Raw genomic sequence first — 24,255 nt, forward strand, 5'->3', positions numbered from 1 at the left:
CTTCACTTGCCGCAGATCGAAAGGGTGGGATACGCATTTCGTCCAGGTTGCTGACGGTGCGAGGGTTTTTTCGATTGCGGCGGGCTCAGTAGAGCAGGTGTATGTGACACCCTTGCGCGTTGGATGCACGGGCTGCGCCCGTGTTCGCGGGTGAACCCGCTCCCACAGACACTGCGCCAGCTTCAACGCCAGTGCAATGCCTGCGGCACCTACAGGATCAACCAGGATTCGAAGCCAACGAGGGTACCTGTGGGAGCGGGTTCACCCGCGAAGAGGCCGGTACAGCCAACCTCAATCGACCTGCTTCAGCCACGCTTGAATCTGCTCCAGCGTCGCCGTAGCCCCGCCACAAACCACTACCAGCACATTCTGGAAATTGCCCAGCGCGCTGGCATCATAGGCCAATGCCAGCGCTGCCCCACACGCTGGCTCGACCAGCACACGGTGGTCCAGCAGGAACCGCTCGCAGGCCTCCAGTGCCGCGCGGTCACTGACCAGGTGGCTGTGCACCGGATGCTGATGCGTGCAGGCCAGCGCCTGTTCCGCCACCCGCTTGGCACCGAGCGAGCTGGCGACCGAGGCAATGCGCTGCAGTTCGACCGTGTGCCCGGCTTGCATGGCGGCGTGCAGCGAGGCAGCGCCGCAGGTCTCCACGGCCAGCACCGGCACATCTGTCCAGCCATTGCGCTGCAGCCCCTCGACCACGCCGCTGAGCAGCCCACCACCGCCCACCGACAGTACTACCGCATCAGGCTTGAACCCAGCCGCTACCACTTCGTCAACCAGGCTGGCATGCCCAGCCCACAGCAGCGGGTCATCGAACGGGTGGATGAAAGCATCGCCAGGGCCTACCAGGGTCAGTGCCAGTTCGTTGGCTTCTTGCCAGGAGCTACCGTGCACCACCACCTTGGCATCCTCCAGGCGCAGCAACTCCTTGGCCCGTTCAGTGGTGGTCTCGGGCACTACCACGGTCACTGGCACACCCAGTTTGCGCCCGGCATAGGCCACCGCCAGGCCGGCATTACCCCCGGAGGAAGAAACAAAATGACGTGCGCCACGGCCATGGTGCACTTCGCAGGCATGGCCCACCCCGCGCAGCTTGAACGAGCCGCAGGGTTGCAGGGCATCGAGCTTGAGCCAGACGTTGCGGCCGGCGGCCAGCGACAACGGGCGGGATTCGATCAGGGGGGTATGGATATGCAAGGTCATTGGCTGGCTCCGCGCAGTTGTTCAAGGTAGTTGTAAATGGTGTAGCGAGTCACCCCCAGGGCGCTGGCCGCCTTTTCCACGCCACCCTTGACGATGAACAGGCCGCGTTCCTGCATCACCCGCACGGCCTCGACCTTGGCCTGCTTGTTCATCCGACCCTGGCCACTGCGCTGCAGGGAGGCCTGGATGATCTCGCTCATCAGCAGCTCCATGTCAGCGGGTTCACTGACGGCAGGCGCGGCCCCCAGCGGCTGGAGCTGTTGGAGAAAGCGCATGGCGGCGTCCAGGTCGGTGACATCGGTGTTGACGCAGAGGCTGGCGAAGGGGTGGCCGCTGCTGTCACGGAAGATCGCCGTGGCGCTGCGCAGGGTGCGGCCCTTGAGCATGGTGGGGTAGTCGGGCAGCACTACCGGCGCGGAGCCTTGCTGGTCGGCCGAGGCCTGCATCAGCGCCTTGAAGCCCTGGTCCTGTTCCGGGGCGGCGAGGATCGGGCTGCCGATGCTGCGGCCGGAAAGGTGGCCGTTGACGATCGCCACCACGGAGTGCTCGGGGTGGTCGAGGTCGTGCAGGAGGATTTCCATGTTACGCGCGGCGACGCTGCCCAAGGCCTGGATGGCGGCCTTGAGGACGGTGAGGGTGAGCTGGCGTTCTTCGCTAGGGGTGATGGGCATGGTAGAACACAAAATCAACTTTTTGTGTATTTTTACACATAAAGTTGAATTTTGCGATCTTGGGTGGGGCCACTGGCCCTATCGCCGGCAAGCCAGCTCCCACAGGGATTGCATCAGGGCTGACAGGTGTTTGCCACAAGATATGCGGCGCCTGTGGCGAGCACCCGGCAACCCTGATGCCCTTGCCAGAAACCATGGAGTCTCCCATAGGTTCTCCACTATCGTTGAGAATTGTGGAGTACTTGTGGGAGCTGGCTTGCCGGCGATGGGCTGCGCAGCAGCCCCAATTCTTAGCCCAGCGCTGGCGTACGTGGCGGGATCATCCGCCGCGATCCGGTGGCTTCAAAGGCCGCACCGAAGCTCAGCAGCGCATTGTCACTGTAGGCCCGGCCGGCGAAGGTCAGCCCCACCGGCATACCGATATCGGCCATGACGCCCATCGGCACGGTCACGGTCGGCACACCCAGGTGACGGATCGCCAGGTTGCCGTTGGCCACCCAGATACCGTTGCTCCAGGCGATGTCCGCCGAGGCTGGGTTGACGTCGGCATCGGCCGGGCCTACATCGGCCACGGTCGGGAACAGCACCGCGTCCAGGCCCAGGTCGTCCATCCAGTCTTCCAGGTCCATCTTGCGGGTCTTTTCCAGGCCGCGCAGGCCGTCGGGCAAGGTCTCGATCTGGTCCCAGGTCTTCAAGCCGCGTTTGGCCATGTTGACGTATTCGTCCATGCCGGCGGCCAGGTCATCCTCACGGTTGGGCAGGGTGCCTGGGTCGTGGGGGAAGATTTGCGGGCCATCGACATCGGCCAGGCGGTTGAGCTTGGGGTCGCCGTTGGCACGCAGGAAGTCGTCGAAGCCCCAGCCCGACAGTTCCCACAATTCGTCATGCAGGAACTCCTTGCTGACGATGCCACGGTTGTACACGGTCGGTGCGCCGGGGCGGTCGCCTTCGCAGTTGGACACCAGCGGGAAGTCCACTTCCAGTACTTCGGCACCGGCCGCCTCCAGGGCCTGGCGCGCCTGCTGCCACAGGTCGATCACCGTGGCACGGGTGTTGATGCGCTGGCCAGTCGGGCCGCCGATGCCTGGTTTTTCCGAAGTACCGGCCTCGGCATCGGCATTGATGTACATGCGTGGTACGCCAAAGCGCTTGCCCTTGAGCGCGCTGGCGTCCACCGCCAGGTCCAGGTACGAATCCGGGCGCACTGCCGAGGCGGCTGGGATCGGCACCCAGGGTTGCAGGCGCCACAGGTCGCCGCGCTTGTCGGCGTCATCGGCCACCACCACGTCGAGGATCTCCAGCAGGTCGGCCATGGTGCGGGCATAAGGCACCACTACGTCCATGGTCGGTGTCAGCGGCCAGTTGCCACGGACCGAGATCACCCCGCGCGAAGGGGTGTAGGCGCACAGGCCATTGTTGGATGCCGGGCCACGGCCGCTGGACCAGGTTTCCTCGGCCAGGCCGAAGGCACTAAAGCTGGCGGCAGTGGCGGTACCGGCGCCGTTGGAGGAGCCGGAAGCGAATGGCGCGGTCAGGTAATTGGCGTTGTACGGGCTTTCGGCGCGGCCGTAAACGCCGCGCTGCATGCCGCCGTTGGCCATGGGCGGCATGTTGGTCTTGCCCAGGCACACGGCGCCGGCGGCGCGCAGGCGTTCGATGGTGAAGGCGTCGCGCTGGGCCACCAGGTCCTTGAATGCCGGGCTGCCGGAGGCGGCGGTCAGGCCTTTGACCAGATAGCTGTCCTTGGCGGTATAGGGGATGCCGTCCAGCGGGCTCAGTACCTGGCCTTTGGCACGGCGGGCGTCGGAGGCTTCGGCCTCCTTGAGCGCTTCTGGGTTGCGCACCACTACGGCGTTCAGGGCGGTGGCAGTGTCGGCGCCATCGTAGGCGTCGATGCGCGCCAGGTAGGCTTTGACCAACTCGACCGCCGTCGTGCGACCCGACTCGAGTGCGTCGCGCAGCTCGGCAATGGAAACCTCGGTTACCTCGATCATGCGTTCACCAAAAAAATGTGCAGGTAGGGGCTAATGCGAGGAGTGTACAAGAAGGGCTTGGCGGGCGCAGGTTTGCGCGGGGGCAAATGGTTTTATGCAGGCGGGCATTGTTGGGGCCGCACAGCGGCCCCGATCGTGGCTTAGTCCAGGTCCGCCGCCGCATGTCGCTCCGGCACTTGGCTGTCTTCATCCCCCCAGGTGCGGTTCACCCGGGTGCCGCGTTGCACCGCCGGACGCAGGGCAATTTCCTCGGCCCAGCGCTGTACATTGGGGTATTCATCCACCGCCAGGAACTCGGCCGCGTCATACAGGTTGCCGCGCACCAGCTGGCCATACCACGGCCATACGGCGATATCGGCGATGCTGTATTCCTCGCCACCCAGGTAGCGGCTTGCGGCCAGGCGGCGGTCGAGCACATCTAGTTGGCGCTTGGTTTCCATGGTGAAGCGGTTGATCGCGTACTCGAATTTTTCCGGCGCATACACATAGAAGTGGCCGAAGCCACCGCCCAGGTAAGGCGCCGCGCCCATCTGCCAGAACAGCCAGTTCAGGGTCTCGGTGCGCGCAGCCGGCGATTTGGGCAGCAGGGCGCCGAACTTCTCCGCCAGGTACAGCAGGATCGAGCCCGACTCGAACACCCGCACCGGAGGCTCGACGCTGCGGTCGAGCAGGGCGGGGATCTTCGAGTTGGGGTTGACCTGGACGAAGCCGCTGGAAAACTGGTCGCCCTCGCCGATGCGGATCAGCCAGGCGTCGTAATCGGCGCCGGCGTGGCCCAGGGCAAGCAGTTCTTCAAGGGCAATGGTGACCTTGACGCCATTGGGCGTGGCCAGCGAGTACAGCTGCAGCGGGTGCTTGCCCAGCGGCAGTTGCTTGTCATGGGTCGGGCCGGCAACCGGGCGGTTGATGCTGGCGAACTGGCCGCCGGATGCTGCGTCGTTGCGCCAGACCTTGGGTGGCACGTAGGCGGGCTTGCTCATGCATGAATCTCCTTCAATGGCGCGAAACGGTCACCTAACCAGGTGGACCTGCATCTATGCCACGGGTTCGGCGAAAAGCGCAAATGCATAGGGCGCGAGCACGAAGTGCATGGCCACGGTTTCATCCAGTTTTCATCTGACGCAGGCCAGGCCGGTCTTATGCTGGACTATCTCTTCGCCCTGCCAGGAACCGCTGGCCGATGAATATCCCACGTCGCTTATTGGCACTGGCCCTGTTCGGCGGCCTGCTGGTCCATGCCGAGGCCGCGCCATGGGATGCCGGCTTGCACCACATGACCCTAGCCGACCCGGTCGATGCCCGCCCCATGCAGGCCCTGGCGTTTTACCCGGCCATTGGCAAAACCCGCAGCAGCCGTATGGACGACTACCCGATAGACGTGGCTGAAGAAGCGCCAGTGGCGTTGGGCCAGTTCCCGTTACTGGTACTGTCCCACGGCAATACCGGCAGCCCGCTGGCCTTGCATTACCTGGCCACGGCGCTGGCGCGCCAGGGCTTTGTCGTGGTGGCGGTGGTGCACCCGGGGGACAACGCCCGTGACCACAGTCGCCTGGGCACCCTCAGCAACCTCTATGGTCGGCCGCTGCAGCTCAGCGCGGCAATCACGGCTGCCCGTGATGATGCCTTGCTGGCGCCCTACCTGAGCGACGGCAAAGTGGGGGTAATTGGCTACTCGGCCGGTGGCGAAACCGCGTTGATCTTGTCTGGCGCGCGTCCTGACCTGGACCGCCTGCGCCAGTATTGCCTGGAGCGCCCGAACGACGCCGACGCCTGCAAGACCCACGGTGTACTGATTGCCGACCGTAGCGAGCTGGCGCCTGAGGCCGATCAGCGGGTGGGGGCGGTGATGCTGATGGCGCCGCTGAGCCTGCTGTTCGGGCGCCATGCGTTGGCCGGGGTGCAAGTGCCGGCGCTGATCTACAGCGGCGACAGTGACCAACTGGTGGCCGTGGACCGTAACGCCCAAGCCCTGGCCCGCAAGCTGCCCGTCACGCCGAACTACCGCCTGTTGGCCGGTGCCGGGCACTTCGTGTTCATGGCCCATTGCGACGCTGAGCAGTACGCGCGCATGCCGGTGCTGTGCAAGGACGCCGAAGGTGTGGACCGCCGGCATATCCATCGCTCGCTGCAACGCGAAACGGCAGTATTCTTCAGCCAGGCCCTGGGTGCACCACAGCCGGCCGAGCGATCAGCCGCGACCAGCGCGCCGCGCCAGCAACAGCGTTAGGCCCACCCCGGCCAGGGCGAGCATTGCCGCTACACAGAAGATCGAGGCATAGCCCAGGTGCACGGCCACCGCGCCCATCACCGGCCCGGCGATGGCCAACGCCATGTCGAAGAACACCGCATAGGCGCCCAGCCCCGCGCCACGGCTGCTGCTGGGTACCTGCTTGATCGCCTCGACGCCCAGCGCCGGATACACCAGCGACAGCCCGAACCCGGTCAGCCCGGCGCCAACCAGGGCCCAGGGCGGCGAGGGTGCCAGCCATAGCAGGCTCAGGCCGAGCACTTCGGTGGCCATGCAGGCGACGGCGACGTTGTAGCCACCAAAACGGTTGACCGCATTGACGAACAGCAGCCGCGAAATGATGAAGCACACGCCAAAGGAGCTCAGGCACCAGGCCGCGCCAGCCCAGCCTCGCTCCAGGTAATACAGGGTGACGAAGGTGGTCAGGGTGCCGTAGCCGATCGAGGCCAGGGTCAGGCCCAAGCCGCACGGCGCGACCCGGCCGAACGCCGACCAGAAGGGCAGGCGCTCGCCGCGTACCACCACCACCTCGGGGCGTTTGCGCAACACCAGCAGGGCAACAAGCGCCAGCACCAGCAAGGCCGGCCCCAGTACACTGAAGTCCAGCCCGTCCACGGCCAGTACACCTAGTGGTGCGCCGATGGCGATGGCGCCATAGGAGGCGATACCGTTCCACGAGATCACTCTGGCGGTATGCTCGGGGCCGACCTGGCTGATGCCCCAGCTCAAGGTGGCCACACCGATCAGCCCTTGGGCGATGCCCAGCAGCAAACGCCCGCCGAGCAACAGCGCCAGGCTCAACAGCGGTATTGTCAGGGTCCAGGCCGACAGCAGCGTCAATATTCCGCAAGCGGCAATCCCCAGCAGGCCGAAGCGGATGGCCTGCTTGCCGCCCAAGGTATCTGCCACCTTCCCGGCAAACGGGCGACTGAGCAGGGTGGCCAGGTACTGCAGGCCGATGGTCACCCCGGCGATCACAGCGCCAAAGCCCAGTTGGTCGTGCACATAGCTGGGCAGTACCGCAATCGGCAGGCCGATGCAGAGGAAGGCAATGAACGTATAGAAAACGATCGACAGAATCTGCAGGGTGATGTGCAGCGTGTTGCTGGCGGGGGCGGGTTGTTGCGCGGTCATGGGCTCTTTCGCGGGCGGGCGGTTGGGCGTGGTTCCATCATGGCCGTTGCGCGAAGGAAATGAAAGCAGGCTAACGAATTATTCGTCGGACAGTGCCAGCCTGTGGGAATGGTGGTGGGTTCTTCGCGGGTAAACCCGCTCCCACACATGCGATACCTGTGGGAGCGGGTTTACCCGCGAAGAGGCCGGCCCAGCCACTGCAAATGGCCAGGCCTTATCCTTCAAATCAGACCAGCACGCCCTGGCTGCGCAGGTAATCGTCATAGGTGCCGCTGAAGTCCACCACACCATCTGCCGACAGCTCGATAATGCGGGTGGCCAGCGACGACACGAACTCGCGGTCGTGGCTGACGAACAGCAGGGTGCCCGGGTAGTTTTCCAGCGCCAGGTTCAGCGCCTCGATCGATTCCATGTCCAGGTGGTTGGTTGGCTCGTCCATCACCAGCACGTTCGGCTTCTGCAGGATCAGCTTGCCGAACAGCATGCGGCCTTGCTCACCCCCGGAAATCACCTTCACCGACTTGAGGATCTCGTCGTTGGAGAACAGCATGCGCCCGAGGGTGCCGCGGATCACCTGCTCGCCGGAAGTCCACTGGCCCATCCAGTCGAACAGGGTCATGTCATCTTCGAAGTCGTGGGCGTGGTCCTGGGCGTAGTAGCCCACTTCGGCGCTGTCGGTCCACTTCACTTCACCCTTGTCCGGGGTCATTTCCCCGACCAGGGTGCGCAGCAGGGTGGTCTTGCCGATGCCGTTGGGGCCAATGATGGCCACGCGCTCGCCAGCCTCGATGGTAAAACCGAGGTTCTTGAACAGCACCTTGTCGTCAAAGGCCTTGGCCATCTTCTCGACGGTGACCGCCTGGCGGTGCAGCTTCTTGGTCTGCTCGAAGCGGATGAACGGGCTCACCCGGCTTGACGGCTTGACCTCGGCCAGCTGGATCTTGTCGATCTGCTTGGCCCGGGAGGTGGCCTGCTTGGCCTTGGAGGCGTTGGCCGAGAAGCGGCTGACGAAGGTCTGCAGCTCGGCGATCTGGGCTTTCTTCTTGGCGTTGTCCGACAGCAGCTGCTCGCGTGCCTGGGTGGCGGCGGTCATGTATTCGTCGTAGTTGCCTGGGAACACGCGCAGCTCGCCGTAGTCCAGGTCAGCCATGTGGGTGCAGACACTGTTGAGGAAGTGGCGGTCGTGGGAAATGATCACCATGGTGCTGTTACGCGCGGTGAGGATGCTTTCCAGCCAGCGGATGGTGTTGATGTCCAGGTGGTTGGTCGGCTCGTCGAGCAGCAGCACGTCCGGGTCCGAGAACAGCGCCTGGGCCAGCAGTACACGCAGTTTCCAGCCGGGTGCCACTTCGCTCATCGGGCCGAAGTGCTGTTCCAGCGGGATACCCAGGCCCAGCAGCAGTTCACCGGCGCGGGATTCGGCGGTGTAGCCGTCCATCTCGGCGAACTCGGTTTCCAGCTCGGCGACGGCCATGCCGTCTTCCTCGGTCATTTCCGGTAGCGAATAGATACGGTCGCGCTCGGCCTTGACCTTCCACAGCTGGCCGTGGCCCATGATCACCGTGTCGATCACGGTGAATTCCTCGTAGGCGAACTGGTCCTGGCGCAGCTTGCCCAGGCGGGTGTTCGGTTCGAGCATGACCTGGCCTGCGGACGGCTCCAGGTCACCACCGAGGATTTTCATGAAGGTCGACTTACCGCAACCGTTGGCGCCGATCAGGCCGTAGCGGTTGCCGTTGTTGAATTTTACAGAAACGTTTTCGAACAGCGGCTTGGAGCCGAACTGCATGGTGATGTTGGCGGTGGAGATCAAGGAGCTTACCTATCAATAACTTACGTGGCTTCTTCGCAGCTACGGACCAATTTCGGACCAATCTGGAGCTTTTCCAGCTCCTGCCAGTCGTTAGACGAGTTAATCCAGCGCGCATAAGTCGATAAGAGCATCTGCACGCTATGCCCGAGCTGTTGGGCGATAAATGCGGGGTTGAGACCAGACATTAAGCATATTGTCGCATAGGTGTGGCGGCAGTTATACGGGGGTGGTACCTGATCCCCAAACCTTTCAGGATCGGCCGCCATTGGTGATGCGGATCCGACGTCTGCTTGACGTGCTCCCCATTCTTCCGGGCGGGAAGACTAACGGCGATTCCTTGGCCGCCACATCGCGGCAGTGAATAGAGGGGAGAGGGGGGATCACCGATTGTCTGATTCAGATCACAGACGAGGTCGGCAGATTTGCGTAAAACTGGGTATTCGCTATGGTGGCAATACAACACCTAACTACAACTAAAGTCGTAGGAGAACGGCATGAGAATTCGCGGTGATGTTTTTTGGGATTGGGCAGACCCCACTTTGCACCATCGCACTCATGACGAAACGCTGAGTGACGGCACCTTCATTGATGTCCAGGTGCGGCTGTCGCGCACAGGTAACACCCAGATGTTCATTGGGATATACGCAGCCAGCGGGATGCCCCTCCATGAAGAGGCTTTCGATTCTCGCCCTGGCGAATCGATGACGAGGGCGCTGGTCTGGGGCGTGGGCCGCGCTCGCCGTATAGCAACCGAAGGTGTTCCTGCCGCTGACCGCCTCGCTGCTTCGAAATAGAGGGGAGAGGGGTTACAGCTGGTTCGCCCTGGCCATCGCATATCTCGCAGCTCTCTGCCGGCTCGTCCAGCTCGAGGTATTCGGGGCACTCGCGCGTGCTGCTCAGCCCTCAGGCGGAGTGATACCGCACAGGAATTCATTCGAGCCAAGGCGGTGAGAGCCGTACTCCACAACGTAGCCATCACCGCGGCGTTCCGCTTCTGCCTTTGCTGTCTTCTGGTCGGCATAGACGTCGACAAAGTGCCATGGATGCCTATCCCGTAGCACGCCCCACCCAAGCACCCAGCCTTCCTTGTCGGGATCTGGAGGCAGGTTTTTCGCCAAGCTGCGAATGGTCATGCGTCGCTCCTTGAAAGGGGTCAACTGCAACCTACTATGCCCGCTGGCGGGCCAGTTACTGGGTTTCCGTCCAGGGTGGATGGGTGGACAGCGCAGGCGTCGTGGCGACTTGCGTCGGGCGACAACTGACAGCATGGAAGGTGAACCCCTTGTCGAGGAGGTCATTCCGTCGCTGGCAGAAGTACAAAGCAGTTTGCGCATAGCGCTCGGCAGCCCCTCACACAGGCTTTGGCCGAGCAGTAGAATTGCCGCCTCCAGCCCTTGCCGGCTGGAGGCGGGTCAGGCGCAGTTGTGCTATTCGTGGTGCGGCTCACCCAGGAAAGTCAATGAACTGAACAGACTTTGTTGGGCCACGGGCTAATGCCAGTCAGTTAAGCCTTAGTGGCATTAGGCCACGGGCCCCGTTTCGGCCATCGGTAGGGTGGCTTGGAGCATAACGCAATGGCGCAAGAGGGTTGGCTTGCCTGCGTTGCAGATACAAATGCTTCGCGTTACTATTGAAATGTTATTTTATAACCTAACGGATACTCTCATGAAACCTGGCATCCACCCCGACTACCGTCCTGTCCTGTTCCACGACACCTCGACGAACGTCTTTTTCCTCATCGGCTCAACGGCCGAAACCGACCGGACCTACCAGCACACGGATGGCAAGTCTTACCCATACGTTCAACTGGACGTGTCGAGCGCCTCGCATCCGGTGTATACCGGCCAACAGCGCCAGACCAAGACCGAAGGGCGCATCGCCAACTTCAACAAGCGCTTTTCCGGGTTTGCTGGCAAGCCGTAAGCGTTTGTTGCGCGTGAAGAGGCCTAGCATTACGCACTCTGGAGTCTGCGGCCCGTGAGGCAGGCCGCCAGAGGCGTTCAAGGCAGGATCATGCGCTAGTGCGCCGGGGCCTGGGGGACGGACCAGGCCGACGCATCGTGCGGGTGCAGGCTTTCCAGGTGGCGAACGTGGACCTGGGTGTCGCGGTACTCATGCAGGCTGGCCTGGATGCGCCGCGCAGCGTCCTCCACGAACATCAGGTTCTGGCCGTTGAGTGCTGCGAAAGCCTGTTCGTCCGCCCGTTTCACCGCGGTCTGCACCGGCGTGCGCAAGGCGCCTTCGACCTTGTCGATCAGCGCCAGCAGCCCCAGGCCCGGGGCATCCACAGGCACGGCAACACGCACCCGTGCTTCGCTGCGTTGGCTGTGCGGCGTGGCCAGCGAAGCGTTGCTGCGCAGCCATTGCGCCACTGCGCTCGCTTCGAGCAGGGGTTGCCCCTTGAAGGTTTGCAGAAAGCCATCTTCGATCAGTTGTCGAGAGAGGGCGGCCGAGCAAGGGCAGGTAGACGAGTAGCCGATCTTGACCTCGATGCTCAGGTTCAGCGTACCGCCTACCTTCGAAGCGAGTAGATGAACAGGATAGGACTTCCAGCCAGAGAGGCCATCGGTAACCAGTGCCGGACGACGAACCAGCAGGTCGAAATCGAGGCGCAATCGGGCATTGCGGCTAGCGCAGTCCTGGTGGCTGTCGATCATCTCCTGCAGCAACTGAAAGAGGTTCGCCGGTGAAACCGCGGCAGCCTGGCCCCAGGCGTCCAGCAGCCGATACAGCCTGGACATGTGAATGCCTTTGACGTGGGGCGCCGGCAGGTCGACCTGGACATCCGCCCGTGCGTGCACTTCGCGAAGGTAGGTCGATTCCTCGATCCGTATTGGCAGGTCGATACCTTGCATGCCGACCCATTGCAGCGGGCTGAAGCTGGAGGCCAGGTCTGTGACGGAGACGTCGGGTAATGCTGAACTCATCGTGTCTATCCAATGGTAAGAGCCTTCGGCTAAGAGAAGGCCGTAAGTATCAATTCCAGCCAGGGCAGGGATTTGCGAACTTCACCCGGCCGTTCAGGCCCTGGGCCAGCAGACAGGCATCGAAGCGTTCACGCAGTGCCGCCTCGTCCGTTGCCAAGCTGTCCCGTGCGCATTGGCGTGTTATAACATAACATTTAAGGCAGATTCCAAATCATGTTTCTTGCCCTTGAGCAAGCGCCATCCCCTTTCATTGACCTGAGCGCACCTGCAATGACAGAACAAGAGCTGCTATCCCAACCTGAAGACGCTTACATGGACGCCGCGCAGCAAGCGTTCTTCCGTGAACTGCTGCATGCCCAGCGCAAGGAACTTCAGCAACGAATCGCTGAGGAGTTCGAAGTGATCCGTGACTTCGAGCCCACCAGCGACCCTTCCGACATCGGCACGGCAGAGGAGCACCGCCAGTGGCAACTGAGGCTGCTGGAGCGGGAGAAGAAACTGCTGGACAAGATTGACGAAGCCTTGGAGCGCGTCGCCCGTGGGGAATATGGCTGGTGCAAGCAAACTGGCGAACCGATAGGCCTCAGGCGTTTGCTGTTGAGGCCGACGGCAACCCTGTGCGTTGAGGCCAAGGAACGCCAGGAGCGGCATGAGCGGCACATGCGCGATGGCTGATCTTGTAATTGCGGAATGGGAATGATTTGCGTTAATGTTATGTTATTACGTAAATGGAGATCATCATGCAAGTATTGTCATCGCTCAAGCAGGCCAAGCTTCGTCACCGCGACTGTCAAGTCGTCAAGCGACGTGGGCGGATCTACGTAATCTGCAAATCCAACCCACGGTTCAAGGCGCGCCAGGGAGGGGTGAAGAAGAAGCGCGGTTAATCGGCGTGCCGCCTGCATTGCCCTGATTACATCATTGGCGTTGCCATTGCGTTGTTCTCTGCGGCACCAACATCAAGCCCTGTCAGGTGGTTGCTTTGGTAGCAGACCGTGCTCTTCGTATGCCCCACGCACCCCAGGTCAAGCCAAGCGCGGCCGCTATCACCGAGGCGGATAGCACGCCGAGTTTGGCTGCCCCTAGTGAGCCAGGGTCGACGAAAGCGAGATTGGCGATGAAGATCGACATGGTGAAGCCGATGCCGGCCAGCAGCCCGATCAGGGTAATGCTGCGCCAGTTGACCCCTGCGGGAAGTGCGCACCAGCCCAAACGCACCATCAGCCAACTGATGCTGACGATGCCCAAGGGTTTGCCAGCTACCAGCGCTACAGCGACGGCGATCATTACCCACTGGGGGCCCTCAGCGGACAGATCGACACCCGAAAGGCTTACCCCGGCATTGGCCAAGGCAAACACCGGCATGATGCCGAAGGCTACCCAGGGGTGCAGGGTACCTTGCATGCGCACCACCGGCGGCACCAGTTCGCGCTGGGCCAAGCGCAGGCGTTTCAAAGGGTCCATCAGCTCGCTGGCATCCTGCCCAGGTGCCTTGGCACGTCCCAGCAACTCTCCGGTGAAACGGGTAATTGCATCCAGTGGGCGCTCACGCATCGGCATTGCGCGCACAGGTGTCATCAGCCCCAGCACAACGCCAGCGAGGGTCGGGTGGGCGCCGGTCATCAAAATGCCCAGCCAGGTAACCGCGCCAGGAATGATATAAGCATAGGCAGAACCTACACCGATCTTCTGCAGCCCGATCACCATTAGCAGGCCGATCACGGCAACGGCGAAACCGTTGTAATCGAGGCCACCCGAATAGAAAAATGCGATGATCAGCACCGCGATGATGTCATCGATGATCGCCAGAGCCAGCAGAAACACACGGACGTTCGACGGGATCGACTTGCCGAGCAGGGCCAATACACCAACCGCAAAGGCGATATCGGTAGCGGTCGGTACGGCCCAGCCTTGTTGATCGGCCGGCGCGTGGCCAAAACCCAGGTAGAGGAGTGCGGGCACAACTACCCCGCCGACGGCGGCTGCCATGGGTAGCGTGGCTTGGCGCAGGCTGGACAGTGCGCCCTCGTGGATCTCGCGGCGGATCTCCATGCCCACGACCAGGAAGAAGATGGTCATCAAGCCATCATTGATCCAGAAATGCAGGGACTGCGAATAGACCAGCGAACCCACGCCGATCGTCAGCGGGGTATGCCAAAGGGCGTCATAGCTGTCGGCAGCCGGGGAATTCGCCCAGATCAGTGCAGCAACAGCGGCAATCAGTAGAACAATGCCGCTGACCGCTTCAATGTGCAAAAAGCGTTCAAGGTTGGCGAAGGCACGCTCGGCCAGTTCCTGGGCGCGAGGCAATTCCTTGTTATGCATAGGCGCAAGTACTCCCGCATGGCGGCCCGACCTGCGCTGTTCTTTAACCTGCCTCACTGCACTATGCAGCTGACACCCGCCCGTAGTCTACCGAACAACCATCCTCAGATGAAAGTGGAGCTTGGTCATCAGAATCACGCACTTCGGCCGTGTGGCGCACAGGATGCAGGTGTCTTCGAACCACGGGTCAGTCGAGGCGGACATCGAGGCCGCCCAAGGCTTGGTCAGGTCATGGCCAACGTCGTGAAACGGATATAGCGAACAAGAATATTGCTCTGCCGACATTGGGCAGTACCATAGGCGAACAATCAAAAAAGGGCATTCTGCTTGGCAACACTTTCCCAAGTTCTCGATGGGGCCGCAGGAGCGTGTCGCGTGAAGAGCTCAAGATCGGTAGCAGGTGCAATACTCATGTCCGCTTTTGCCACAATGTTCATGGCAGGCTGCGCACAAAACCCTGATGTGCGTGACGGCCATGACTATACGTCTGGCACCACGGAGAAAAGCCCGACAGCGTACCTGGGATGCGTCAAAGGTGAACTTCAAGGGAATGTGAAAACCTACCAGGTTGATGGCGATAATTCGGTCAGACTGTTCATCGACAGCACCGACCCCAACAAGGCGGATGGTCTCGTCGAGCTGCGGGGTACGGGAAGCGATCACCAGTTCACTGCCTATCAACGCGATGCCTGGTACGACCACGGCAGGTTGTTGGATGCGGCGCTGATGTGTGCAAAAGCATGATCGACCGGGCTACGCAGTCGATGAGCGGCCTTGTGTCGCGATGGGCTGCGTAGCAAGCAGCACCAATATCGGCGCCTTTTGCATTTGCCGGCCCCGCCCGCAATAATCCGCCCATTTGAAAGGAGAGCACCTGGGTGGAAGCAAGAAGCGTTGTCGCCGAAATGTTCATTGGAATCCCGACGCATTTCTGGCTGTTGCCGGTCGCCGGCCTGATTGCCTACTTCGGCTTGAAGTGGGCTGAGCAATCCTATAACCGCGCCACCATGCTACGGGCTGTGACCTACCTGCTGCTCATTGCACTGGCCGTGTTGCCCAACGGCTTCTATGCCCTGTTTCCCCCTTCGCCCGATATGCCCGAGTTGCTGTTGAAGCGCGAGCCGCTACCCAGTTACGAAGGCCGTTTCTATCTGGATGCGTTCTATGTATTCAGTGGATGGGCGTTGAGCAAGGTGGCCAAACTCAAGTTCAGCTAACACTGGAACAGTAATTGCTCGCCCCCTGAAAACCGGTCTATTTGGGGGACACAGCAATGCTGCCGGAAGATCACTACTTCATGTTCCTCTTTGTCGCGGCCGTACTGGTGCTCGATGTGGTCGCCATCATGCTGTATCGGGGTGCCAGGCCGTGACCCCGGGTTTGGGTAAAGCCACGCCCTGGACCCAATGTGCGCGGAGCAATTATTTTGCCCAAAGCGCTTGGCGCAAGGCGGTCGCTGTTATCAAGATCGCTGAGGACACCGAGCCAAACAGTGCAGGCAAGACCTTGGTTGATTAGTATCGGCTCGCAACCCTCGCTAGAATGCAGCGTATCCTCAACGGCCAATTGCAAATGCCTACTTTTCGTATCTTTCTCGCCTTCGTGTTAGTTACCAGTGTTGCCGGCTGCGCAACCCCTGGCAAACCCACGGCCAGCAAACTGACCCACAAGTCGCCCCAGCAGTACGCAGCCTGTGTACTGCCCAAGTGGCAAGCGCTGGCGCCAAAGGCCACGCAGAAGTCGATTGCCCACGGCTACCGATTGACGGCACCTAGCGCTGTGGCATCCGACGATGTGCTGGACGTGGTCGACTCTGGTGAGGGCAGCCGCGCGACCTTCTATAAAGGCAGCTTCCTGTCTGGCGACAAACTGCGCGAAGCTGCCAGGCAATGTCTGGACTGAGTCAGTAGCCCCTTACCCAGCCTCACCGCGCTTGTTCAGTTGTTCGCACTGCACCTGCGCATCCGTCTTGCTCGGATAACTGGGCTTGAGCCGTTCTTTGGCTTGGTTGTCGTAAATGTCGAACCCCCCGCAAACGGTAGCGGCGTAATAGCGGCTACCCACGCGGAACGACTCCTTTTCGATCGGCACAGCGGGAACGATAACGAATCTCGGTTGCATGTTTCGTGCCTCCCCAGGCAGAGACTTAAGTATTAGTCTGGCCGCAGATAAGCATCAAGCAGGTTCATGAAGAAAACAGCTTCGTGAACAACGGGGGTGATGACCGCGCTGTCATCAAATGAAAACCCGCTGTCGTCCGATGCGAAGCACCCTGCACACCAAGGGCATACAGTCCAATCACCCAGAACTGACGCCTGGCGTCCAGATCGATGATTGGAGAGACAAGCATGTCCAAAGTCGTACGTTTCCAGCAGACCGGCGGCCCCGAGGTATTGCGCTACGAGGACACCGAGGTCGGTGAGCCCGGCCCGGGTCAGGTGCGTTTGCGCCAGGTGGCGGTAGGCCTGAACTACGCCGACACCTATTTCCGCAATGGCACCTATCCGATCCCGTTGCCCAACGGTATCGGCGTGGAAGCTGCCGGCGTGGTGCAAGCGGTGGGCGAGGGTGTAACCCAGGTGGCGGTCGGCGATCGGGTTACCTACACCGGCTTCCTGAATACGCTGGGGGCCTATTGCACCGAGCGCCTGATCTCCGCCGCAGCGCTGATCAAACTACCGGAAACCATCGCTTTCGAAACCGCCGCCGCCATGACCATGCGCGGCCTGACCTCTGCCTACCTGCTTCGCCGACTCTATGATTTCAAGCCCGGCGACAGCCTGCTGCTGCATGCTGCCGCTGGCGGCGTTGGCCTGATCGTCGCGCAATGGGCCCGGCTGTTGGGGCTGAACGTGATCGGCACTGTGTCCACCGAGGCCAAGGCCGAAGTGGCGCGCGCCCATGGCTGCAACCACATCATCAACTACAGCGTCGAGGACGTGGCTACCCGCGTGCGTGAGTTGACCGACGGAGTAGGGGTGAATGTGGTGTTCGACAGCGTCGGCAAGAACACCTTCATGGGCTCGCTCGACTCGCTCAAGCGCCGCGGCCTGATGGTTTGCGTGGGTACGGCATCGGGCACCATACCGCCGTTCGACCCGCAATTACTGGCGATCAAGGGCTCGCTGCAGCTCACCCGCCCAGCCTTGGCCGACTTCATCGCCGACCCGGCAGAAAAGGCCGACCTGGCCGGCGAGTTGTTCGACCACGTCAGCAGCGGGCGCATCCGTATCGAGATCAACCAGCACTACGCCTTGCAGGATACCGTCCAGGCCCACCGCGACCTGGAAGCCCGCAGGACTACTGGCTCGTCGATCTTCGTCATCTGAAGAGGACAACAGCATGCACATCGAACAACTGACCTGCGCGATCGGTGCCGAGGTGAGTGGGGTCAATCTGGCCGATGCGATCAACGACGACGACCTGTTCGCTCAGTTGCGCGAACAGTTGCTCCAGCGCCGTGTGTTATTCCTGCGCGACCAGCACTTCAGCCGTGCCGAGCACGTGGCCTTCGCCCGCCGCTTCGGCGAACTGGAGGACCACCCGGTGGCCGGCAGCGACCCGGAGCACCCGGGCCTTGTGCAGATCTACAAGCGCCCGGACCAACCCAACGATCGCTATGAGAATGCCTGGCACACCGACGCCACCTGGCGCGAGGCGCCGCCCATGGGCTGCGTGCTGCGCTGCATCGAATGCCCACCGGTGGGCGGCGACACCATGTGGGCGAACATGGTGCTGGCCTATGAAAACCTGCCAGGCGATGTGAAAGCCAAGATCGAAGGTTTGCGCGCCCGTCACAGCATCGAGGCCAGCTTTGGCGCCGCCATGCCACTGGAAAAGCGCCTGGCGCTGAAGGCGCAGTTCCCCGATGCCGAGCACCCGGTGGTGCGCACCCACCCGGAAACCGGCGAGCAGGTGCTGTTCGTCAATGCCTTCACCACCCACTTCAGCAACTACCACACCCCGCAGCGGGTGCGTTTCGGCCAGGACGCCAACCCCGGCGCCGCCGACCTGCTGCGCTACCTGATCAGCCAGGCCTACCTGCCCGAATACCAGGTGCGCTGGCGCTGGAAGCCCAACAGCGTGGCGATCTGGGACAACCGCAGTACCCAGCATTACGCCGTCATGGACTACCCGCCGTGCCACCGCAAGATGGAGCGCGCCGGGATCAAGGGCAGCCGCACGTTCTGAGGAGGTCGCCAGCGTTGGCGGCAACCGCACAATAACAATAGCGAGGACCACAGCATGCAATTCTTCGACGATTCGTTGCACCCGGAAAACATGGAAAAGGTGGTGATCACCGTGGCGCCCTATGGCCCGGAGTGGATGCCCGAAGACTTTCCCGAAGACATTCCCCTGACCATGGACGAGCAGGTGCAAAAAGCCGTCGATTGCTACGAGGCAGGTGCCACCGTGCTGCACCTGCACGTACGTGAGCTGGATGGCAAGGGCTCCAAGCGCCTGTCCAAGTTCAACGAGCTGATCGCCGGGGTGCGCGAAGCGGTACCGGACATGATCATCCAGGTGGGCGGGTCGATTTCCTTCGCGCCAGAAAGCGAAGGCGAGGCGGCCAAATGGCTGTCGGACGACACCCGGCACATGCTTGCCGAGCTGACGCCGTGCCCCGACCAGGTGACCGTGGCCATCAACACCACGCAGATGAACATCATGGAGTTGCTGTACCCGGAGTACCTGGAAGGCACCTCGCTGGCCAGCCCTGCGATCCATGCCGCCTACAGCGAGATGACCGTGCCAGCCGGCCCGGCCTGGGTCCGTGAGCACCTGCGCCGCCTGCAGGCAAGCAATATCCAGCCGCATTTCCAGCTGACCGGCATGCATGCCCTGGAAACCCTCGAACGCATCGTCCGCCGGGGTGACTACATGGGCCCGCTGAACCTGACCTGGATCGGCATCGGTGGCGGCTTCGATGGCCCCAACCCGTTCAACTTCTTCAACTTCATCCACCGCGCGCCAGATGGCTGCACCCTGACCGCCGAATCGCTGCTCAAGAACGTGCTGCCGTTCAACACCATGGCCCTGGCCATGGGCCTGCACCCGCGCTGCGGCAACGAAGACACCATCATCGACCAGCACGGCAAGCGTTTTACCTCGGTGCAGCAGATCCAGCAGACCGTGCGCGTGGCCCACGAGCTGGGCCGCGAGATTGCCAGCGGCAAGGAAGCGCGCGCCATTTACCGTATTGGCCAGCAGTACCAAAGCATCGAGCAAACCCTCAAAGCCAATGGCATGGCGCCGAATCGCCAGCCGGGTGAGAAAGGTGTGCCGCAACGCGCCTGATAAAGCAGGGCTGGCCTCTTCGCGGGCTCGCCCCACAGTCCCTGTGGGAGCGGGCGAGCCCGCGAAGAGGCGACAAGAGCAACATGAGTTCTGGCTGTTCCCCATAACAACAAAAACAACACTCAAGCCCCACACCCAAGGAGGCAGCATGGCCACCTATCTCGCCAGCGCCACAGATGAAGGCGCTGACATAGCCCACAGCATCCCCCGGCGCTATGCCTGGGTGGTCTTCGCCCTGACCTTTGGCCTGTTGATCTCCGATTACATGTCGCGCCAGGTGCTCAATGCCGTGTTCCCGCTGCTCAAGGCCGAATGGGCATTGAGCGACAGCCAGCTCGGCCTGCTCAGCGGTATCGTCGCGCTGATGGTCGGCCTGCTGACCTTCCCATTGTCGCTGCTGGCCGACCGCTTCGGCCGCGTCCGCAGCCTGGTACTGATGGCGGTGCTGTGGAGCCTGGCCACCCTTGGCTGCGCCGTGGCAGAGAACTACCCGCAGATGTTCATCGCGCGTTTCCTGGTCGGGGTCGGCGAGGCTGCCTACGGTAGTGTCGGCATCGCCGTGGTGGTCGCCGTGTTCCCCCGTGACATGCGTTCGACGCTGGCCGGTGCGTTCATGGCTGGCGGCATGTTCGGCTCTGTGCTGGGCATGGCCCTGGGCGGTGTGCTGGCCCAGCACTTGGGTTGGCGCTGGGCGTTCGCCGGCATGGCGCTGTTCGGCCTGGTGCTGGCTGCGCTGTACCCGCTGATCGTCAAGGAAGCGCGTATTGCGCCCAAGTGCGCGCAGCAAGTGCAGGGCAAGGCCAGCCGGCCATTGCGAACCCTCTACAGCAGCCGTTCGGTCATCGCCGCCTATATCGGCAGCGGCCTGCAGCTGTTCGTCGGTGGCACCGTGATCGTGTGGATGCCCAGCTACCTGAACCGTTACTACGCCATGAGCACCGACCGGGCCGGGGCGATCGCCGCCATCATCGTGTTGTGCAGCGGCGTTGGCATGATCCTCTGCGCGATGCTGTGTGACCGCCTTGGGCGCCAGCGCCCAGACCGCAAGATCAGCCTGGCCATCGCCTACTGCCTGGGTAGCTGCGTGCTGTTGTCCATCGCCTTCGCGCTGCCGGCCGGTAGCGCGCAGCTGGTGCTGATCTGCCTGGGCATGATGATCGCCGCGGGCACCAACGGCCCGTCCAGCGCCATGGTCGCCAACCTCACCCATGCCTCGGTACATGGCACGGCGTTCGCAACCCTGACCCTGGCCAACAACCTGCTGGGCCTAGCCACCGGGCCGTTGATTACCGGGCGCGTTTCCGACCTGATCGGCCTGCACGCCGCCTTCCAGTTGGTGCCTTTGATAAGCATCGGCGCGGCGGCCGTGTTTTTCCTCGCCAAACGTCATTACCACCGCGACATGGAGCGTCTGCAAACGCCGGCACAAGGCGATGCCAACGTACCCCAGGAGTTGAAACCGTGAAACAGCTGTTGTCCGTCGAGGTGTTCTTCGATTTCGTCTGCCCCTGGTGCCTGATTGGCCAGCGGCACCTGCAGGCTGCCCTGTTGCGGTTGCAACGCGAGCAGCCACAGGTACAGGTGCATGTACACTGGCGGGGCGTGCAGTTGCTGCCGGGCTTGCCTGCCGAGGGAGTGCCTTTCAATACCTTCTACCGGCAACGCCTGGGCAGCGAACAGGCGGTGCGCGAGCGACAGGACCAAGTGCGTGCCGCCGCCGTCGTGGTGGGCGAGGATATCGATTTTTCGCGCATTCGCCGCATGCCCAACACTGGTAATGCCCACCGGCTGGTGCAACGGGCCGGCGGCCTGCTCACAGCCCGGCAACTGGAAGATTTGCTGGCCCGCCTGTTCATTGCCTACTTCCACCAGGGACGCGACCTGGGTGATAGCGCCACCTTGCTTGGCATCGCCCAGGGTTGCGGGCTGGAGGCCGCACAGGTCATCGACTGCCTGCGTGATGATGGCAGCCCATTCCTCGAAGGGGCAGGGCGTGCAGGCAGCGCCGTGCCGCGGTACCGCTTCAACCAGGGGCCGCTGATTGCCGGGGCGCAGCCTGCCGAGGCGTTGTTCGCGGCCATGACCGAAGCCTTGCGAGAGGCGGAACAAGCATGAGCCGGCGTATCCCATTGGCGCCCAACCAGGTGCCGGAGCGCGATGGCCGGGTGCTGTTGACCTGCGAGGGCCGCAGCGTGGCCTTGTTCAATGTCGCCGATTCGCTTTACGCCATCGACGACAGTTGCCCGCACCAGGGGTCGTCATTGTGTGGTGGACGCCTGGAAGGCCGGGTGATCCAGTGCTGCGCCCATGGCCTGCGCTTCGACCTGGCCAGCGGCTACCTGATCAACTCCAAAGCCTTGAGGGTAGCCAGCTACCCGATCGAGCAGCACGGCGGGCAGGTCTTCATCGTCTTCGACAGCGAAGAGGCCGGGCAATGAACACACTGACGCTGAGCGCTGCCAATCAACGCATCCGCACCCTCGCCCCAGGGGTAGCCGTAAGCCTTATCGTGGGCGCTGCCGCCAGTTTCCTCAGTGAGCATTACGCTGCGCCGGTCATGCTGTTTGCCCTGCTGCTGGGGATGGCGCTGAACTTTCTTGCGGTCGACGGCCCGTGCAAGGCCGGTATCGAATTCACTGCCCGCACCGTACTGCGGCTGGGTGTAGCGCTGCTGGGCATGCGTATCACACTAAGCCAGATTGCCAGCCTGGGCTGGAAGCCCGTGGTCTTGGTGGTAGCCCTGGTGGTGGTGACCATCCTGGTTTCGGTGGTGGTGGCCAAGGCACTGGGCTTTTCACGTTTGTTCGGCATGCTTACCGGCGGTGCCACGGCCATTTGCGGTGCCTCGGCTGCGCTGGCATTGGCGGCCGCCTTGCCCCAGCACCCGCGCAAGGAGCATGCAACGCTGTTCACCGTGATCGGTGTGTCGGCGCTGTCGACCTTGGCGATGATCCTCTATCCGATGATTGCCCAATGGCTGCATCTGTCGCCCACGCAGGCTGGGGTCTTTCTGGGCGCGACCATCCATGATGTGGCGCAGGTAGTAGGGGCGGGCTACAGCATGTCCACCGAGACCGGCGACATCGCCACGGTGGTCAAGCTGATGCGAGTGGCCATGCTGCTGCCGGTGATCGTCTGTGCGGCAATGATCACCCGCCGGCAGGGCCTGGAAGCCGGCGGCCAGCGGCCGCCATTGCTGCCCTGGTTCGCGGTCGGCTTCGTGCTGCTGGCGTGCGTCAATAGCACGGGCTGGGTGCCAGCGGCGGTGCAGGGCGGTATCAATGAGCTGTCGCGTGGTTGCCTGGTGGTGGCGATCGGTGCCTTGGGTATGAAGACCCAGCTCAAGGCACTGGCTTCGGTCGGGCTCAAACCCATTGCGTTGATGGTGGGCGAAAGTGTGTTTCTGGTGTTGCTGGTGTTGGCGTTGATGCATTGGGTAGGTTCGGCTTGAGGCTTTGTGGCGCCTGTGAGATCGAGCGCCGCCCGCGCGGCGCTCGATCTCACAAACATCACAAACCTCACCTCAAACACCTGGCGGCCCTGACGCGATCTGCTCAGCATTCTGCGCCCGCCAACTGGCCGGTGGCATGCCGAACTGGGCGATGAACCAGCGGGTGAACGAACTGGGCATCGAATAGCCCAGCATGTCGGCAATGCGCCCCAGCGAATAGTTGGGGTTCTCCAGGTAGCGCATCACCAGGTCACGGCGCACGCTGTTGATCAGGTCCTTGAAGGTCAGCCCGTTTTCTTCCAGGCGCCGCTGCAGCGTGCGCACGTTCATGCCCTGGGTTTGCGCCACCTGCTCGATGGTGGCGCGGCCCATGGGCAGCAGCAGGTAGATGGTCTTGCGCAACTCCAGCTCCAGGGACGGCACGCCACCCGCCGGCAGTGTGTCCAGGTAGCGCCGCGCCAGGCGGGCCATGGCTTCGTTGGCTTGCGGGCTGGCGGTATCGAGGTCGGCTGCCGGGCAGACGATGCCGTTGAATTCACTGCCGAACACCAGGGTGCAGCCGAAAATGCGTCGGTGGATAGCCAGGTCGGCGGGAGCCGCATGGGTGAAGTTGGCGCTGATCGGGTGCCAGTGGGCGCCCAGCAATGCCGCGCACAAACGCATCATCACACCGATCGCCAGCTCGGTGGCCTGGCGGCTGCACGGGGCGCGTTCGTTGATCACCTCTTCGCGGATGATCACGGCCTTGCCGGCTTCCTCGATATGGATGGCCAGGGCGTCGTTGAGCAGGTGGCGGTACTGCACGATCACCTGCAGCGCATCGCGCAGGGTGCGTTGGTGGCTGAGCAGCAGGCTGATTTCGCCGAAGTCCGACAACTGGCGCAGCTCGGCCATGCGCAGGCCGAAGGTTTCACAGCCGCTGACGCGAGCGGCCTCTTCCAGCAGGTTGACCACTACGTTGACCGCGATGCGTTGGTTGGGGTCCTCCAGCACGGTGGCACTGAGGCCGGCCTGGGTCAGCAGGCTGTGCGAGTTGAGGCCCAGGTGGCGGGACACTTCCAGAAAGTTGGTCAGGCTGGCGGCACGGACTGAAGCTGGCATTTTTATTGTTATCCATATTGTTCAAACAACCTGTAGCCAGCACCACCACAGGTACTGCACATGGCTTGAGATCCATACGATCGA

26 protein-coding genes and 1 pseudogene are annotated in these 24,255 nt (G+C 62.4%); 15 read left to right on the top strand and 12 right to left on the bottom strand.

What is annotated here, in order from left to right; translation table 11 throughout:
* Positions 1-291 precede the first annotated feature (291 nt).
* From TZ03_RS01285 to yghU, 4 genes are all read right to left on the bottom strand, one after another.
* Positions 292-1,209: a pyridoxal-phosphate dependent enzyme gene (locus tag TZ03_RS01285; RefSeq protein ID WP_051095237.1), complete on the bottom strand. Its 918-nt coding sequence runs from the start codon at positions 1,207-1,209 to the stop codon at positions 292-294.
* The gene (locus TZ03_RS01290) at positions 1,206-1,880 is read right to left on the bottom strand and encodes a transcriptional regulator (protein WP_051095238.1); all 675 of its coding nucleotides are present in this window, start codon (positions 1,878-1,880) and stop codon (positions 1,206-1,208) included. Before TZ03_RS01290 ends, TZ03_RS01285 begins: the two co-directional genes overlap by 4 nt.
* Positions 1,881-2,170: 290 nt before the next feature.
* Positions 2,171-3,874 carry an amidase gene (locus TZ03_RS01295; protein WP_051095239.1) on the bottom strand — a complete coding sequence of 568 codons (1,704 nt, stop codon included), beginning with the start codon at positions 3,872-3,874 and terminating at the stop codon, positions 2,171-2,173.
* A gap of 140 nt (positions 3,875-4,014) precedes the next feature.
* Positions 4,015-4,854, bottom strand: a complete 840-nt coding sequence (yghU, locus tag TZ03_RS01300; RefSeq protein ID WP_051095240.1) for a glutathione-dependent disulfide-bond oxidoreductase — start codon at positions 4,852-4,854, stop codon at positions 4,015-4,017.
* A 200-nt stretch (positions 4,855-5,054) separates the two neighbouring features.
* Here yghU and TZ03_RS01305 point away from each other — a divergent pair, with 200 nt between their 5' ends.
* Positions 5,055-6,101: an alpha/beta hydrolase family protein gene (locus tag TZ03_RS01305; protein WP_051095242.1), complete on the top strand. Its 1,047-nt coding sequence runs from the start codon at positions 5,055-5,057 to the stop codon at positions 6,099-6,101.
* On the opposite strand, the gene TZ03_RS01310 is transcribed toward TZ03_RS01305, so the two are convergent.
* The 3 genes and pseudogenes from TZ03_RS01310 to TZ03_RS31375 all read right to left on the bottom strand — a co-directional run.
* On the bottom strand, positions 6,063-7,256 hold the full coding sequence (locus tag TZ03_RS01310; RefSeq protein ID WP_051095244.1) for an MFS transporter: 1,194 nt from the start codon (positions 7,254-7,256) through the stop codon (positions 6,063-6,065). The two genes, TZ03_RS01305 and TZ03_RS01310, sit on opposite strands and share 39 nt — an antisense overlap.
* Before the next feature lie 226 nt (positions 7,257-7,482).
* Entirely contained in the window at positions 7,483-9,069 is a 1,587-nt protein-coding gene (locus TZ03_RS01315; RefSeq protein WP_051095246.1) for an ABC-F family ATPase, read from the bottom strand.
* Positions 9,070-9,089: 20 nt separating this feature from the next.
* Positions 9,090-9,405, bottom strand: a pseudogene (locus TZ03_RS31375) (site-specific integrase); the annotation flags it as partial.
* Between the two features lie 158 nt (positions 9,406-9,563).
* Here TZ03_RS31375 and TZ03_RS01320 point away from each other — a divergent pair.
* The gene (locus TZ03_RS01320) at positions 9,564-9,863 is read left to right on the top strand and encodes a hypothetical protein (RefSeq protein ID WP_051095248.1); all 300 of its coding nucleotides are present in this window, start codon (positions 9,564-9,566) and stop codon (positions 9,861-9,863) included.
* A gap of 102 nt (positions 9,864-9,965) precedes the next feature.
* Here the strand turns inward: TZ03_RS01320 and TZ03_RS01325 are convergent, their stop codons facing one another.
* Positions 9,966-10,202, bottom strand: coding sequence for a hypothetical protein (locus tag TZ03_RS01325; protein WP_051095250.1), 237 nt, complete (start codon positions 10,200-10,202; stop codon positions 9,966-9,968).
* 532 nt (positions 10,203-10,734) lie between these two features.
* On the opposite strand from TZ03_RS01325, the gene TZ03_RS01330 reads away from it, so the two are divergent.
* Positions 10,735-10,992 (top strand): type B 50S ribosomal protein L31, encoded by a 258-nt coding sequence (locus tag TZ03_RS01330; RefSeq protein ID WP_051095252.1) that lies wholly within the window; start codon positions 10,735-10,737, stop codon positions 10,990-10,992.
* A gap of 95 nt (positions 10,993-11,087) precedes the next feature.
* Here the strand turns inward: TZ03_RS01330 and folE2 are convergent, their stop codons facing one another.
* A complete protein-coding gene (gene folE2, locus TZ03_RS01335) occupies positions 11,088-11,996 on the bottom strand; it encodes a GTP cyclohydrolase FolE2 (protein ID WP_051095254.1) in 909 nt (302 codons plus the stop codon).
* Positions 11,997-12,266: 270 nt separating this feature from the next.
* Between folE2 and dksA the strand changes: the two genes are divergently transcribed.
* Both dksA and ykgO read left to right on the top strand, forming a co-directional pair.
* Positions 12,267-12,671 carry an RNA polymerase-binding protein DksA gene (gene dksA, locus TZ03_RS01340; protein ID WP_051095423.1) on the top strand — a complete coding sequence of 135 codons (405 nt, stop codon included), beginning with the start codon at positions 12,267-12,269 and terminating at the stop codon, positions 12,669-12,671.
* A gap of 65 nt (positions 12,672-12,736) precedes the next feature.
* Positions 12,737-12,883 (top strand): type B 50S ribosomal protein L36, encoded by a 147-nt coding sequence (gene ykgO, locus TZ03_RS01345; protein ID WP_051095424.1) that lies wholly within the window; start codon positions 12,737-12,739, stop codon positions 12,881-12,883.
* An 82-nt stretch (positions 12,884-12,965) separates the two neighbouring features.
* Here ykgO and nhaA read toward each other — a convergent pair whose 3' ends face one another.
* Complete coding sequence (gene nhaA, locus TZ03_RS01350) at positions 12,966-14,321, bottom strand: Na+/H+ antiporter NhaA (RefSeq protein WP_051095256.1); 1,356 nt, start codon at positions 14,319-14,321, stop codon at positions 12,966-12,968.
* Between the two features lie 411 nt (positions 14,322-14,732).
* Between nhaA and TZ03_RS01360 the strand changes: the two genes are divergently transcribed.
* The 3 genes from TZ03_RS01360 (at position 14,733) to TZ03_RS01370 (ending at position 16,223) form a co-directional block, all read left to right on the top strand.
* Positions 14,733-15,065, top strand: coding sequence for a hypothetical protein (locus TZ03_RS01360; protein WP_236692751.1), 333 nt, complete (start codon positions 14,733-14,735; stop codon positions 15,063-15,065).
* 161 nt (positions 15,066-15,226) lie between these two features.
* On the top strand, positions 15,227-15,538 hold the full coding sequence (locus TZ03_RS01365) for a hypothetical protein (RefSeq protein ID WP_051095262.1): 312 nt from the start codon (positions 15,227-15,229) through the stop codon (positions 15,536-15,538).
* 325 nt (positions 15,539-15,863) lie between these two features.
* Positions 15,864-16,223, top strand: coding sequence for a hypothetical protein (locus TZ03_RS01370; protein WP_051095264.1), 360 nt, complete (start codon positions 15,864-15,866; stop codon positions 16,221-16,223).
* 12 nt (positions 16,224-16,235) lie between these two features.
* Here the strand turns inward: TZ03_RS01370 and TZ03_RS01375 are convergent, their stop codons facing one another.
* Positions 16,236-16,442: a hypothetical protein gene (locus TZ03_RS01375; RefSeq protein WP_051095266.1), complete on the bottom strand. Its 207-nt coding sequence runs from the start codon at positions 16,440-16,442 to the stop codon at positions 16,236-16,238.
* Positions 16,443-16,669: 227 nt separating this feature from the next.
* Here TZ03_RS01375 and TZ03_RS01380 point away from each other — a divergent pair, with 227 nt between their 5' ends.
* The 7 genes from TZ03_RS01380 (at position 16,670) to TZ03_RS01410 (ending at position 23,070) form a co-directional block, all read left to right on the top strand.
* Positions 16,670-17,650 (top strand): quinone oxidoreductase family protein, encoded by a 981-nt coding sequence (locus TZ03_RS01380; protein WP_051095268.1) that lies wholly within the window; start codon positions 16,670-16,672, stop codon positions 17,648-17,650.
* A gap of 13 nt (positions 17,651-17,663) precedes the next feature.
* On the top strand, positions 17,664-18,512 hold the full coding sequence (locus TZ03_RS01385; protein WP_051095270.1) for a TauD/TfdA dioxygenase family protein: 849 nt from the start codon (positions 17,664-17,666) through the stop codon (positions 18,510-18,512).
* Between the two features lie 54 nt (positions 18,513-18,566).
* Entirely contained in the window at positions 18,567-19,619 is a 1,053-nt protein-coding gene (locus tag TZ03_RS01390; RefSeq protein WP_051095272.1) for a 3-keto-5-aminohexanoate cleavage protein, read from the top strand.
* A gap of 148 nt (positions 19,620-19,767) precedes the next feature.
* Positions 19,768-21,084, top strand: a complete 1,317-nt coding sequence (locus TZ03_RS01395; RefSeq protein ID WP_051095274.1) for an MFS transporter — start codon at positions 19,768-19,770, stop codon at positions 21,082-21,084.
* Complete coding sequence (locus TZ03_RS01400) at positions 21,081-21,734, top strand: DsbA family oxidoreductase (RefSeq protein WP_051095276.1); 654 nt, start codon at positions 21,081-21,083, stop codon at positions 21,732-21,734. The genes TZ03_RS01395 and TZ03_RS01400 overlap by 4 nt, the downstream gene beginning before the upstream one ends.
* Positions 21,731-22,057: a Rieske (2Fe-2S) protein gene (locus tag TZ03_RS01405; RefSeq protein ID WP_051095278.1), complete on the top strand. Its 327-nt coding sequence runs from the start codon at positions 21,731-21,733 to the stop codon at positions 22,055-22,057. Before TZ03_RS01400 ends, TZ03_RS01405 begins: the two co-directional genes overlap by 4 nt.
* Positions 22,054-23,070, top strand: coding sequence for a YeiH family protein (locus TZ03_RS01410; RefSeq protein WP_051095280.1), 1,017 nt, complete (start codon positions 22,054-22,056; stop codon positions 23,068-23,070). The genes TZ03_RS01405 and TZ03_RS01410 overlap by 4 nt, the downstream gene beginning before the upstream one ends.
* Positions 23,071-23,142: 72 nt before the next feature.
* Here TZ03_RS01410 and TZ03_RS01415 read toward each other — a convergent pair whose 3' ends face one another.
* Positions 23,143-24,171 carry an AraC family transcriptional regulator gene (locus tag TZ03_RS01415; RefSeq protein WP_051095282.1) on the bottom strand — a complete coding sequence of 343 codons (1,029 nt, stop codon included), beginning with the start codon at positions 24,169-24,171 and terminating at the stop codon, positions 23,143-23,145.
* Between the last annotated feature and the right edge of the window lie 84 nt (positions 24,172-24,255).

Origin of the sequence: Pseudomonas sp. 10-1B (genome assembly GCF_000935045.1) — a bacterium.
Classification (GTDB): Bacteria; Pseudomonadota; Gammaproteobacteria; order Pseudomonadales; family Pseudomonadaceae; genus Aquipseudomonas.